12 protein-coding genes are annotated in these 12,702 nt (G+C 58.7%); 6 read left to right on the top strand and 6 right to left on the bottom strand.

Features of this window, described 5'->3' with window-relative positions; genetic code table 11:
* Window positions 1-795 precede the first annotated feature (795 nt).
* A complete protein-coding gene (gene yaaA, locus ACQ4OE_RS10615) occupies window positions 796-1,575 on the bottom strand; it encodes a peroxide stress protein YaaA (RefSeq protein ID WP_122595060.1) in 780 nt (259 codons plus the stop codon).
* A 273-nt stretch (window positions 1,576-1,848) separates the two neighbouring features.
* Here yaaA and ACQ4OE_RS10610 point away from each other — a divergent pair, with 273 nt between their 5' ends.
* The 6 genes from ACQ4OE_RS10610 to ACQ4OE_RS10585 all read left to right on the top strand — a co-directional run bounded on the left by ACQ4OE_RS10610 (window position 1,849) and on the right by ACQ4OE_RS10585 (window position 7,182).
* Window positions 1,849-2,973: a polysaccharide deacetylase family protein gene (locus tag ACQ4OE_RS10610; RefSeq protein WP_430946610.1), complete on the top strand. Its 1,125-nt coding sequence runs from the start codon at window positions 1,849-1,851 to the stop codon at window positions 2,971-2,973.
* A gap of 337 nt (window positions 2,974-3,310) precedes the next feature.
* Window positions 3,311-4,705 (top strand): PhoH family protein, encoded by a 1,395-nt coding sequence (locus ACQ4OE_RS10605; protein ID WP_122595057.1) that lies wholly within the window; start codon window positions 3,311-3,313, stop codon window positions 4,703-4,705.
* Between the two features lie 240 nt (window positions 4,706-4,945).
* Window positions 4,946-5,419, top strand: a complete 474-nt coding sequence (gene moaC, locus ACQ4OE_RS10600; RefSeq protein ID WP_430946609.1) for a cyclic pyranopterin monophosphate synthase MoaC — start codon at window positions 4,946-4,948, stop codon at window positions 5,417-5,419.
* Entirely contained in the window at window positions 5,416-5,658 is a 243-nt protein-coding gene (locus ACQ4OE_RS10595) for a MoaD/ThiS family protein (protein WP_430946608.1), read from the top strand. The genes moaC and ACQ4OE_RS10595 overlap by 4 nt, the downstream gene beginning before the upstream one ends.
* 3 nt (window positions 5,659-5,661) lie before the next feature.
* Window positions 5,662-6,114 carry a molybdopterin synthase catalytic subunit MoaE gene (gene moaE / locus ACQ4OE_RS10590; RefSeq protein WP_038357637.1) on the top strand — a complete coding sequence of 151 codons (453 nt, stop codon included), beginning with the start codon at window positions 5,662-5,664 and terminating at the stop codon, window positions 6,112-6,114.
* 291 nt (window positions 6,115-6,405) lie between these two features.
* The gene (locus ACQ4OE_RS10585) at window positions 6,406-7,182 is read left to right on the top strand and encodes an ABC transporter substrate-binding protein (RefSeq protein ID WP_007914314.1); all 777 of its coding nucleotides are present in this window, start codon (window positions 6,406-6,408) and stop codon (window positions 7,180-7,182) included.
* A 106-nt stretch (window positions 7,183-7,288) separates the two neighbouring features.
* On the opposite strand, the gene ACQ4OE_RS10580 is transcribed toward ACQ4OE_RS10585, so the two are convergent.
* From ACQ4OE_RS10580 to ACQ4OE_RS10560, 5 genes are all read right to left on the bottom strand, one after another.
* Complete coding sequence (locus ACQ4OE_RS10580) at window positions 7,289-7,915, bottom strand: helix-turn-helix transcriptional regulator (RefSeq protein WP_064393297.1); 627 nt, start codon at window positions 7,913-7,915, stop codon at window positions 7,289-7,291.
* 92 nt (window positions 7,916-8,007) lie between these two features.
* The gene (locus tag ACQ4OE_RS10575; RefSeq protein ID WP_430946607.1) at window positions 8,008-9,135 is read right to left on the bottom strand and encodes an NAD(P)/FAD-dependent oxidoreductase; all 1,128 of its coding nucleotides are present in this window, start codon (window positions 9,133-9,135) and stop codon (window positions 8,008-8,010) included.
* 164 nt (window positions 9,136-9,299) lie between these two features.
* Window positions 9,300-10,244, bottom strand: coding sequence for an ornithine cyclodeaminase family protein (locus ACQ4OE_RS10570; RefSeq protein ID WP_430946606.1), 945 nt, complete (start codon window positions 10,242-10,244; stop codon window positions 9,300-9,302).
* A 135-nt stretch (window positions 10,245-10,379) separates the two neighbouring features.
* Complete coding sequence (gene rhlB / locus ACQ4OE_RS10565) at window positions 10,380-11,858, bottom strand: ATP-dependent RNA helicase RhlB (protein WP_430946605.1); 1,479 nt, start codon at window positions 11,856-11,858, stop codon at window positions 10,380-10,382.
* A 97-nt stretch (window positions 11,859-11,955) separates the two neighbouring features.
* Entirely contained in the window at window positions 11,956-12,612 is a 657-nt protein-coding gene (locus ACQ4OE_RS10560; protein ID WP_122595050.1) for an alpha/beta hydrolase, read from the bottom strand.
* Window positions 12,613-12,702 lie beyond the last annotated feature (90 nt).

Raw genomic sequence — 12,702 nt, 5'->3', positions numbered from 1 at the left:
TATATATCAGGCCTTAGAAGGCCGGAGTTAATGGTGTTCAGCGTTCACTAGTGCACTCGAAAGTGCGGCTTACAGGCGCCACAATGCCGTGTGCAGGCATACAAAGTTCCGAGTGTCTAAATAAGTGCACTCAAGATGTGCGCAACCAGGCCTTGTAGTTATGACTTGCCCTGTTATGCAGCGGATCTTCTTGGTGGAAGACTCTGGTGCATTCGTCATATGCGCTCGATGTCGGGAGAAAGGCCCGTAGATCAAGCGGTTGGGTGCTCAGGCGAGCACGTTTATAGGGGCGCGGCCATGGCCTTGTAGGGGATATTGATGTTGCCTATCTCCCGTCCTTCAGTGTGTTTTCAGACTAGTTAGTCATCTAGGCAAGTTGCTGTGACAACTTGGTTACATGGCTTTTTGTCCTACGTAAGTTATCTCGTACAAACTCGGCGAGAATCGTTACCGGTGGTATGAGCTACGCATTTGGACATAGTTCCAGTCCGCTCATCGCGCCATCTGAAATTTCTTGAAATATTGACGAAGATGGCACTGGTCTCAATTTGATAGCACTTTCCGTTTCGCCCTTTATTGATAGGGAGATGATCGCGGTCGATAGTTTTGTGCCACTACCGTTAAAAAATTTAGGTGCCACTACTGAAAAAAATGATCAGTGTCGAGTGAAACTAATCTTAGAAAAGACAGGGAAGAATTTCTGGCGCCATTAAACTGGCGAAAACGAGCGAGGGATTTTTGACATCGTGCGAGGTGCACGACTCTTCAAAGAAAGAGTCGTGCATTGGGCATGCTTTATTCCGGGGCGTGATCGCGCAGAAACACCAGATTGTCGGGTTTCGACTGTTCGGCGCTGTAACGATAACCCTGCACGTCGAAGTGCTTGAGCTGGGCCGGATCGTTGATTTTTTCCTGGATGACGAAACGGCTCATGAGGCCGCGAGCCTTTTTCGCGTAGAAACTGATGATCTTGTACTGGCCGTTCTTCTGATCCTTGAACTCGGTGTTGATGATCCGCGCGTTCAACGCCGTGCGTTTGACCGCCGAGAAGTATTCGTTGGAGGCCAGGTTGAGCAGCACGTCGTCACCTTGCTCGGCCAGGGCTTCGTTCAGCCATTCGCTGATGCGCGTGCCCCAGAAAGCGTAAAGGTCTTTGCCACGGGCGTTGGCCAGTTTGGTGCCCATTTCCAGGCGATACGGTTGCATCAAATCCAGCGGACGCAGCAGGCCATAAAGACCGGAGAGCATGCGCAGGTGTTTTTGCGCGTAGTCGAAATTGGCTTCGCTGAAGGATTGCGCATCGAGACCGGTGTACACATCGCCCTTGAACGCGAGAAGCGCCTGCTTGGCGTTTTCCGGTGTGAACGCAGGCGTCCAGCTGCCGAAACGCGCGGCGTTGAGCCCGCCGATCTTGTCGGACACGTGCATCAGCTCACTGATCTGCGCCGGCGTCAGGTCGCGCAGCTGCTGGATCAGTTCCTGAGAATGGTCGAGATACTGCGGCTGAGTGAAGCGCTGGGTCGCCGGCGGTGTTTCGTAATCGAGGGTCTTGGCGGGGGAAATCACCATCAGCATGAAGTCGTCTCCTTTAATCGTGGGGGCGATTCTAGGGGGTTGTCCGGGTTGACTCCAGCTATCAAGCCCATAGGTGATCGACGGCTGGGCAATGATCGTTCCCACGCTCTGCGTGGGAATGCCGCCTGTGACGCTCTGCGTCATCGTCGAGCTGGACGCGGAGCGTCCGGGGAGGCGCTACCACGCAGAGCGTGGGAACGATCATCCGTGGCTAAGGGGAATCGTGTGGGATCAGCTATAGTGCCGCGCGGGTTTTGTTACGGAGACATCCCTTTGCGCATTGTTCTTTTATTCACCGCGTGGCTGTTGAGCTTCGGTGCCGTGGCGGCGCCGGGCGATGCGGCGACGCTGGATCGCAGCACCTGGCCTGAGCAGTTGAGCAGCCCGACTCTGTTTGATGTCGCCTCGCGGGCAGAAATCCTCATGTTCGCCCGTGGCCTGCTCGGCACCGAATCGATGACCGACGCCGCACTGGCGCAGCGTCTGGGCCTGCGCACGGTCAATATCGACGCGATCAACGAGCTACGCCAGCGCCTCTGGCAGCGCCTGTTGGCCAACTACAACTACGCCCAGCAAAGCTGCGATCAGGATGCCTCGTTCTGCTTCCTCGTCGAAGACTTGCCGACCCTGCGTGAGCAAGCCGCCAAGTTCGTGGTCAGCGACGACAGTTATTACACCAAGTGGGCCGAACCGAGCCGCATCTTCCATTTGCAGTATCTCGACGAGTTGATGCGCAAGGCCGCGCTGTCGCCGCAAACCAGCAACGAATTCGATCGTTTCGGCGACTACGAGCGCAATGGCGACGAGATGCACGACCGGCTGTTTCTGCTGACTTTCGACAGCGCCGCGAATCTGCAACCGGACAATACCGACTGGCTCACCGAGTACCTGCGCAAGTCGAACCTGAGCGGCACGTTCTTCGTCTTGGGCAAGGATATTCAGGCGCGGCTGGCCGATCGTTCGGTCACCAGCCTGCAAGCGGGCTTCTCGAAACAGTGCGTCGGTGTGCAGGGCTGGGAGTTCCGCTCCCACAGTCACTGGCAGGACTGGCAGGATTCGGTGCGCCGTAGCGCCGATCTGGTGAAGAACAAACTGCCGGAAAACTACGTGCCGCTGTTCCGCCCGCCGGAAGGCCAACGACGCACTGACGCGCAAGGTTTCTTCAACGCCCAAGGCCTGCAAGTGGCGCTGTGGGACATAGATGCCCAAGACGGCGCCGGCAAGCTCAAGGGCGCAGCGAGCGCGCAACGGGTGCTGACCCTGATGCTGTTGTGGCGTCACGGGGTGATCAATTTCAATATGAAACAGGATGCGGTGAAGACCTCGTTGCCGTGGCTGATCACGCAAACCGCACAGAGCGGCATCGGTTGGGAAGACTGTCAGGACGCGTTTCGCTGAGAAACGGCAAAAGCCCGGAAACATTGGGCTTGGGGTGATTTTTTCAGGGGATTTGCTGCAGGTGGACTTCCGACTCTAACGGTGTCCACTGAGTCCGCCAAGGGCTTTTCGTCACTTTGCAAAATAAACTTAAAAAAACCGTCAAAGTGCTTTTTTATGTCATGGGTTTTGGAGTATTACGAAGACAGACCGCCGAAACCTGCAACACAGGTGGCGTCTTCCAAGACCCGTTTGTTTGCAGTCACTTGAATCTCCGCAGGTGAGATTTCGGCAGTCACTTCGAGGCGCAGCACCGCCCAGGTATTGCGTCTACTGGCTCTGACATAGGTGACCGAGTATGGATGATCACGGACGTAGCCCTTCCTCCAACCAGCCAATCCTGTATGTACTCGATACCAACGTATTGATTCACGATCCAAACGCCCTGCTGAATTTCGAAGAACACCACGTCGCGATCCCGATGACCGTGCTTGAAGAGCTGGACAAGCTCAAGAGCGGGCATCACAGCGTGGCCGCTGAATGCCGTCAGGCCATCCGGCTGATCGACAAGACCCTGGGCGATGCGTCCCCGGAAGATGTCGAACTGGGTGTGCCGATCCAGCGCGGCAAGGGCGGTCCGAAGGGCTTGCTGTCAATTCTGATGAGCAAGCAGGCCGAATCGAACCTGATTCTGCCCGAGCATCTGAACGACAACAAAATCATCAACCAACTGATTGACCTGCACACCCGCGAGCCGAAGAAACCGGTAGTGCTGGTCACCAAAGACATCAACATGCGCCTCAAGGCGCGCGCTTGCGGTATTGCCTCCGAGGACTACAGCACCGACCAACTGGTCGACGACGTGTCCCTTCTGCCCAACGGCTACCACAACATGACCGGCTCCTTCTGGGACCGCGTGAGCAAGGTCGAAACCCGTCAGGACCACGGCCGCACCTGGCACCAGGTGCAACTGATCGACAACCTGCCGGCGGTGCACATCAACGAGTTCATCATTGACGAACAGGGCTTCGTCGGCTGGATCAAAGAGATCGAAGAGGACAAGCTGCTGATCCTCGACCTGCATCAGGAACCGCTGCTGCACCAAGAGGCGTGGGGGCTCAAACCGCGCGACATCTATCAGAGCCTGGCGCTGTATGCGCTGCTGGATCCGGACATCCATCTGGTCAACCTGTCCGGCGCCGCCGGTTCCGGTAAAACCATTCTGGCGCTGGCCGCTGCGATCGAGCAGACCATGGTCAGCAAGCGTTATCGCCGCATCATCGCCACCCGCAGTGTGCAGGGTCTCGACCAGGAGATCGGTTTCCTGCCCGGCACCGAAGCGGAAAAAATGGAGCCTTGGCTCGGCGCCATCACCGACAACCTCGAAGCCTTGCACATGGATGATGAAAACACCCATGGCAGCGTCGACTACATCCTCAGCAAAGTGCCGTTGCAGTTCAAATCGCTCAACTACATTCGCGGTCGCAGCTTCCAGCAGAGCCTGATTCTGATCGACGAATGCCAGAACCTCACGCCGCACCAGATGAAAACCATCATCACTCGGGCCGGCGCCGGTTCGAAAGTGGTGTGCCTGGGCAACCTCGCACAGATCGACACCCCTTACCTGTCCGCGACCAGCTCCGGGCTGACCTACCTGACCGAACGCTTCAAGGATTTCCCTAACGGTGTGCACATCACCCTGCAAGGGGTGCCTCGCTCGATTCTGGCGGAATACGCCGAAACCCATTTGTAACCTTTCACCCAAAACCGGGCGGCCCTTAAAGCCGCCCGGTTTTTTTCTGGATAAATGCATAACCCCTGTGGGAGCGAGCCTGCTCGCGAATGCGCTGTGTCAGTCGCCAACGATGTTGCCTGATGCATCGCCTTCGCGAGCAGGCTCGCTCCCACAAGGTTCTTCACTGTTCAGATAATCGTGCGTGCGGAAATTTGACCCGCAGGTTTACAATCCCCGCTCCTGATCAGGAGTAATCCCGTGCTGACTCATCTCGATTCCCAAGGTCGCGCCAACATGGTCGACGTCACCGAAAAAGCCGTGACGTTCCGTGAAGCGACGGCCCAAGCGCTGGTGCGCATGCTCCCCGAAACGCTGCAGATGATCGTCAACGGCGGCCATCCCAAAGGTGACGTGTTTGCGGTGGCGCGTATTGCCGGCATTCAAGCGGCGAAGAAAACCAGTGATCTGATTCCCCTGTGCCATCCGCTGATGCTCACCGGCGTCAAAGTCGAACTCAGTGCCGAAGGCGAAGACGCCGTGCGCATCGTTGCCCGCTGCAAGCTGTCGGGGCAGACCGGCGTCGAAATGGAAGCGCTGACCGCCGCCAGCGTTGCCGCCCTGACCATCTACGACATGTGCAAAGCCGTCGATCGCGGCATGACCATCGAAAGCGTGCGTCTGCTGGAGAAGGTCGGCGGCAAGAGCGGGCACTTTCAGGCGGAGCAGCCATGAACCTGACCGTGAAGTTTTTCGCCCGTTACCGTGAAGCGCTGGGTGTGGACTCGGTCAAGGTTGAAGGCGACTTTGCCACCGTCGATGACGTGCGTGCGCTGTTGGCAGAACGTGATGGCGCCGAAGTGCTGAGCGAGCAGAACTTGATGTGTGCGCGTAACGAAGACCTCTGCCAGCTCGACGAGCCGGTAGTCGATGGCGACGAAGTGGCATTCTTTCCCACCGTGACCGGAGGCTGAGCCATGGCGATTCGTGTGCAGGCCACGCCATTTGATCCGGGCGCTGAAGTCAACGCGATGCACGCGGCCAATGTCGGCGTCGGCGCGGTGGTGAGTTTTGTCGGCTACGTGCGCGACTTCAATGACGGCCTGGATGTGGCGGGGATGTTTCTTGAACACTATCCAGGCATGACCGAAAAAGCCCTCGGCAAGATCGCCATCGAAGCCGAACAGCGCTGGCCGCTGCTGAAGCTGGAAGTGCTGCATCGCATCGGCGCGCTGGAGCCGGGCGAACCCATCGTGTTTGTCGGCGCCGCCAGCGCCCATCGTCAGGCCGCATTCGATGCCTGCGCCTTCGTCATGGACTACCTGAAAACCCGTGCACCGTTCTGGAAGAAAGAAAATACCAGCGACGGCCCGCGTTGGGTTGAAGGGCGGGACAGTGATCATGCGGCGGCGGATCGCTGGAAAAAGTAATTCCTGTAGCGTCCCTCAGTACGCCTTCGCGAGCAGGCTCGCTCCCACATTGGATCTCCATGAACGCAGATATTGTGTTCGCTACAGATCCCTGTGGGAGCGAGCCTGCTCGCGGAAGCGTCATCTGAATCACCACAATCTTGCCTCTCTGGCCCGATTGACGATTTGTACGTATAAGTCCAATATGGATTTCAAAGTACAAAAAGCTTCAATCTTGCCGCTCGTAGCTCCCTGCTAGCAGCTGCTCTTCTTCATCTTGCCAAACCAACAACAACCCGCGAGAGAACGAACATGAAGAAACTCCCCCTCATCACCGGTCTGGCCCTGAGCCTGTTGGCCTCGGCCAGCGTGTTCGCCGCCGAGCAAACCCTGCGCATCGGCATCGAAGCCGCTTACCCACCGTTCGCTTCGAAAACCGACAAAGGCGAAATCGTCGGTTTCGACTACGACATCGGCAACGCTCTGTGCGCGCAGATGAAGGTCAAGTGTGTGTGGGTCGAAGGTGAGTTTGATGGTCTGATTCCTTCGCTGAAAGTGAAGAAGATCGACATGGCGCTGTCATCCATGACCATCAACGAAGACCGCAAGAAGTCGGTGGATTTCACTCATAAGTACTACTTCACTTCGTCGCGACTGGTGATGAAGGAAGGCGCCACGGTTGACGATCAATACGCCAGCCTCAAGGGCAAGAACGTCGGCGTGCAGCGTGCGACCACCACCGATCGTTACGCCACCGAGGTGTTCGAGCCGAAGGGCATTAACGTCAAGCGCTATAGCAACAACGAAGAGATCTACATGGACTTGGCGGCGGGGCGCCTCGATGCGATCTTTGCCGACACCATTCCGTTGAATGACTTTTTGTCGATGCCGCGTGGCAAGGGCTATGCGTTTGTCGGGCCGGAGCTGAAGGATCCGAAGTACGTCGGTGAGGGCGCGGGGATTGCGGTGCGCAAGGGCAATGCTGAACTGGTCAGCCAGTTGAATGGCGCGATTGATGGCATTCGTGCGAGCGGCGAGTACCAGAAGATTTCCGAGAAGTATTTCAAGTCCGATATCTACGGCGACTGATACTCCGCTATTGCGAGCAGGCTCGCTCCCACATTTGGAATGCATTCCCCTGTGGGAGCGAGCCTGCTCGCGAAGAGGTCATTCCAGACAATACAAATCCTGGATCCTAACCCTTCATTTCCTTCAAATGCTTGTACACCGTCGCCCGCCCCATGTTCAGCACGTTGGCCACGTAGTTCGAAGCGCTCTTGCCCTTGAACGCGCCCTCGGCGTGCAGCGCCAGCACCAGTTCGCGTTTGTGATCGCGGGTCAGCACGTTCAGGCTCAACTGCCGCTCGCGCAGCCAGGCGTGGAGGAAGGTGTTGATGCGCTCCTGCCAGTCATCGCGAAACAGTGAGTCCGGTTGCGGGATCAGTTTGCTCGGCGAGAGGAACAGATCCAGCGCCGCCTTGGCATTCTCGAACAGCGAAATATTCAGATTGATGCACAGCACCGCCAACGGCAAACCTTCGCTGTCGCGCAGGACGCTGCTCAAGCTGCGAATCTTCTGACCATCCCAATTAAGCTTTTCATACGGGCCGATGTTCCGGTCGCTGACATCTTCACTGAGCATGTCTTCCAGCGACGAGTCGTCGCCGATTTCGCGCTTGGACAGGTTGTTGGCGATGTAATCGACCTTCTGCGTGCGCAGATCGTGCAGCACCACTTCGGCGTGGGGAAAGAACAGCGTGGCGATGGCATCGGCGATGGCGCGGAAGTTATCCAGGGCCGGGTCGAATTCAGGGGCGGTCATGACAGTGGAACTCCAGGCAGCGTCAACGCCTCCGTGAGCAGGAGGCGCTGCGAGTGTGCCGCAATCCGTTGGGCGCGTCATCCGGAGGGACGTCAGGCGAGGCGGGCGGGGGAGAGCATGGCGCTGTCGAGTCCAAACTGCTGCAAGTGCTCGGGCAGGGGATGGCCGCGCACCAGCGCCGCACTGGCCAGGCCCATCGCTGGCGACGTCTGAATGCCGTAACCGCCCTGCGCCGCCACCCAGAACAACCCGGGCACCTGCGGATCGAAACCGCTGAGCAGATCACCGTCCGCGACAAAACTGCGCAGCCCGGCCCACGTGCGGGTCGGGCGGCGGATGGTCAGCGTGGTGGCTTCTTCGATCTGGTAGATGCCCATGGCGATGTCGAGTTCTTCCGGCTGCACGTCGTGCGGTTCCACCGGGTCGGCGTTGGCCGGCGAGCCGAGGAACATGCCGGCGTCGGGCTTCATATAGAAGGACTCATCGAGACTGACCAGCATCGGCCAGTGATGAATGTCGACGCCTTCAGGGCCGGCGAAGATGAACGCGGCGCGGCGTTTCGGTTGCAGGCCCAGCGCTTTGGCGCCGGCCAATGCACCGATCTTGTCAGCCCAGGCGCCGGCGGCGTTGATGATCACCGGGGCGCTGAAGGTCTGGCCGTTGGTTTGTATGTGCCAGAGGCCGTCGGCATCACGGCTCAGGCCGATCACTTCGCAATCTGTATGCACTTCACCGTTGTTGCGACGGATCCCGCGCAGGTAGCCCTGATGCAAGGCATCGGTGTCGATGTCGCTGGCGCTCGGGTCGTAGATTGCGCCGTGGACCTTTTCTCGACGCAGGATCGGCAATCGCGCGCAGGCTTCGTCGGCAGTGAGCAACTGCATCTCGGGCACCGTGGCTTTGGCGCTGAGGTATTGATTGTTGAGTTCGGCGTTGTCGCCGCTGAAGTCGACGGTCATTTCGCCGCGCGGAGTCAGCAAGGGATGCTCGCAGAAGCCGCTTGGGGGATTGTCGAAAAACGCCCGGCTGGCCTGAGTCAGCGCGCGCACTTGCGGTGTGCCGTAAGCGGCGGTGAACAGCGCGGCGGAGCGTCCGGTGGAGTGATAGGCCGGGTGCGATTCACGTTCGAGCACGATCACTTTGCCGTGGGGCGACAGCCAGAAACCGGTGGAAGCGCCGGCAATCCCGCCGCCGATGATGATGAAATCTGCCTGGCTCATGAAGGTCTCCAGTGGGTACGCAATATCAAGGCGTTCGCTAGTTCCCTGTGGGAGCGAGCCTGCTCGCGAAAGCGGTATATCAGTCGACATCTTCGGTGAGTGTCAAACCGCATTCGTCGGAACGCCGCCCGGAGCAAGCTCGCTCTCACAGGGGATTTTTGGCGTTAGTGGGTTAAGTGATAAACCGCATTGGCGAGGGCTATGTCTTCCAGCCCCAAACCAATCGAGCGGAAAAACACGTGGCGATCGTAATCCGGGCGCTGCACTTTTTCGCTGAGCAGATTGGGGAGGTCGCCGACAATCGAATCCTTGCTCCAGCCATGTTGTTCACTGGCAATCAACATCTCCCCGGCCGACCCCGGCGTGGTCAGACGATAGTCGCAGAACACCTGCATGTCGTTGAGGCTCTGCGGTGGTACTTCATGGGCGCGTGGGGCGTTGGTGCTGATCGAGGTGATCAGCGCCGGTTTACTCAGCTCCGCCGGATCGATCACCGGCCCGGCGGACGAGGTGCAAAGCATGATCACATCAGCCTCGGCGAGGGCCGCTTCACGGCGGTCGGTAATTTTCAGATTGGGCGTAATGGCTTTCAACAGTGCCTGGGTCTGCGCGTCGGCGGCCAGGCTTGGCGAATACAGGCTGATGCTCTGCCAGTCACGCAGCGACTTCACGTAATGCAGATGCGCTTGGGCAACCTTGCCGCTGCCAATGATCGCCAGTCGCGTGGCATTCAATGGCGCGAGGGCGTCGACCGCCACGGCCGTGGTCGCGGCGGTGCGCGCGGTGGTCAGTTCACCGGCATCGCAGAGCAGGAGCGGCTGGCCGGTTTTCATCGACATCAACAAGGTCCATGCCGTCACCAGCGCACCTTGCTCGCCAACGATGTAGGGCGAAGTCTTTACGCCATACACGCCGTCTTCAGCCAGCACACCCAGATAATTGATGAAGTCGCCGGCACCCTTGGGGAATTCCACTAATTGTTGCGCCGGTTGCACGGCATTACCCGCTGCAAGATCTCGGAACAGTTTGCGCAGGATCTGCGGCACATCGATGCGTGCCAGCAGCTCGCGGGCCTGATGCTGGTCGATCACATAGGGCGTAGTGGACATGTCAGGCTCCGGCGTCTGGATATAAACTTATTTGTCCATTATGGACTTTTAGTTTTCTCCCGCAAGCGCCGATCAAATCCCGGGTGAAAAAAAAGCGCAGTCCGTTGCCGGCTGCGCTTTTTGGTTAAACGTCTCTTACTGCGGACGTTTACGCTCAACCGCACGCAGCAGGTGCGTCGGTGGCGTTTCGCAGCTGATCTTGCGACCGAGCTTTTCTTCGATGGACGGCAACTGATAGGAGTCGTCTTCACCGGCGAAGCTGATCGACACGCCATCGGCGCCCGCGCGACCGGTGCGGCCGATGCGGTGCACGTAGTCGTCCGGCACTTCCGGCAGGGTGAAGTTGATCACGTGGCTGATGCCGTCGATGTGAATGCCGCGACCGGCCACATCGGTGGCGACCAGCACGCGAATCTTGCCTTCGCGGAAACCTTCCAGGGTCTTGATGCGCTTGTGTTGCGGCACATCGCCGGACAACTGCGCAGCATTCACACCGTCGCGCACCAGACGCTCTTCGATGCGGCGAACTTCGTCCTTGCGGTTGGCGAAGACCATCACCCGCTCCCAACCATTATCGTTGACCAGGTTGTAGAGCAGTTTGTACTTGTCGGCCCCGGCCACGGCGTAGATGTGTTGCTCGACGTTTTCGCTGGCGACGTTGGTGACTTCGATTTCGACGATGGACGGATCGGTGGTCCATTGCTTGGCGAGGTTCATCACGTCTTCGGTGAAGGTTGCGGAGAACAGCAAGGTCTGGCGCTCGGACTTTGGCGGCGTCTGACGAATGATCTGGCGTACCTGCGGGATGAAGCCCATGTCGAGCATGCGGTCGGCTTCGTCCAGCACCATCACTTCGACCATGTCCAGGTGCACGTCGCCGCGCTGGTTGAAGTCGAGCAAGCGGCCCGGGGTCGCGACGAGAATGTCGCAGTGGCGCGCTTCGAGGTGCTTGAGTTGCTTGTCGAAGTCCATGCCGCCAACAAACGTCATGACGTTGAGGCCGGTGTACTTGGTCAGGTCAGCGGCGTCCTTGGCGATCTGCACCACCAGCTCACGGGTCGGCGCGATGATCAGCGCACGGGGTTCGCCCATGTAGCGTTCTTTCGGCGGCGGTGTTTGCAGGAGCTGAGTGATGATCGAGATCAGGAACGCGGCGGTTTTGCCGGTACCGGTCTGCGCACGGCCAATGGCGTCTTTGCCGGCGAGGGTGAAACCCAGCACCTGTGCCTGAATCGGCGTGCAATAAGGAAAGCCCAGATCCTGGATGGCGTGCATCAGCTCTGGCGACAGCTTGAAATCGTGAAAGCGGGTTTTGCCTTCCTGCGGCTCGACAACGAAATCTTCGAGTTTCCACGGAATGACCGGAGCCTTGGGCTTTGGTTCGCGGCGTGGCCGGGCCGGTTTCGGCGCTTCGCTGCGCCCAGGTTCGGCGGCGAGGGCGGTTTCCGGGGCAGAAGTTGTTTGTTGCTTCGGTGCCGCTACGGGAGCGGGGCGGTCGGCCTGCGGTGCATCGTTGCGATGACCGGGGGCGTGCGACGGCGCACTGGGAACTGGCGCGAGCTGCTCAGCCTCGCTTTTACCGAACATTTTCTTGAGTGCTTTGAGCACGGTCATCTCATCAATTGATTAAGGAATGTACGCCGGCCAGTGTAATGCAAGAATCGGGCGCGGCGTAGGGGGAGGGATCAAAGGGTGATTTTAAACACGACGCTTAGCGCAAGCGTTCACTCAACCAGACACCGATGTCGCGAATTTCCTCGGGTAACACTTCGTGCTCCATTGGGTATTCCTGCCATGTCACGGTGACACCATGCTTCACCAAATGCTCATAGGCACTGCGGCCCATCGAGTTTTGCACCACGCCGTCGAACTGGCCGTGCAGACAAATCGCGGGAATGCGCTGCTGACTGGCGGACAACTCCAGTTCATCACTGAAGGTCGGCGCATACGTCGACAAGGCCAGCACGCCCCCCAAAGGTCCCTGCCATTTCACAAACGCGGTGTGTAACACCACGGCGCCACCCTGGGAAAAACCTGCGAGGAAAATCCGCGAGGCGTCTATTCCGCTGGCGCGCTCGTTTTCGATCAATTCGATGATGCGATCGGCGGACGCTTCCAGCTCATCACGATCGATCGCGCGGGCCGGGCTCATGGCCTTGATGTCGTACCAGCTCGGCATGGCATATCCGCCATTTATCGTCACTGGACGCGTCGGCGCCTGCGGCAATACAAAACGCGTGCTGAGCAGACTTTCCTGCAGCGCCTCGGCCACCGGCAGAAAGTCGTAGCGGTCGGCGCCGAGGCCGTGCAGCCAGATCACGCAGGCGTCTGCGGGCTTAACAGGCTGAAGAATCAAGGGCTCGGTCATGGCTGCTCCAAATATGTGCGGGCGCTCTCAATGAGTGCGTGATTTGCGTGCGCGCCCGGTTGATCCGTTAAGAAGATGTCGCAAGGGTAC

This window comes from Pseudomonas sp. WC2, assembly GCF_050586545.1.
Classification (GTDB): Bacteria; Pseudomonadota; Gammaproteobacteria; order Pseudomonadales; family Pseudomonadaceae; genus Aquipseudomonas.
The sequence above is the reverse complement of the archived record's forward strand: the minus strand, read 5'-3'. Positions and strand labels throughout refer to the sequence as shown.

Bases quoted from the DNA above. Each gene is read 5' to 3' on its own strand.
- yaaA (WP_122595060.1), bottom strand. From the start codon at position 1,575: ATGCTGATGGTGATTTCCCCCGCCAAGACCCTCGATTACGAAACACCG.
- ACQ4OE_RS10605 (WP_122595057.1), top strand. From the start codon at position 3,311: ATGGATGATCACGGACGTAGCCCTTCCTCCAACCAGCCAATCCTGTAT.
- ACQ4OE_RS10595 (WP_430946608.1), top strand. From the start codon at position 5,416: ATGAACCTGACCGTGAAGTTTTTCGCCCGTTACCGTGAAGCGCTGGGT.
- moaE (WP_038357637.1), top strand. From the start codon at position 5,662: ATGGCGATTCGTGTGCAGGCCACGCCATTTGATCCGGGCGCTGAAGTC.
- ACQ4OE_RS10585 (WP_007914314.1), top strand. From the start codon at position 6,406: ATGAAGAAACTCCCCCTCATCACCGGTCTGGCCCTGAGCCTGTTGGCC.
- ACQ4OE_RS10580 (WP_064393297.1), bottom strand. From the start codon at position 7,915: ATGACCGCCCCTGAATTCGACCCGGCCCTGGATAACTTCCGCGCCATC.
- ACQ4OE_RS10575 (WP_430946607.1), bottom strand. From the start codon at position 9,135: ATGAGCCAGGCAGATTTCATCATCATCGGCGGCGGGATTGCCGGCGCT.
- ACQ4OE_RS10570 (WP_430946606.1), bottom strand. From the start codon at position 10,244: ATGTCCACTACGCCCTATGTGATCGACCAGCATCAGGCCCGCGAGCTG.
- rhlB (WP_430946605.1), bottom strand. From the start codon at position 11,858: ATGACCGTGCTCAAAGCACTCAAGAAAATGTTCGGTAAAAGCGAGGCT.
- ACQ4OE_RS10560 (WP_122595050.1), bottom strand. From the start codon at position 12,612: ATGACCGAGCCCTTGATTCTTCAGCCTGTTAAGCCCGCAGACGCCTGC.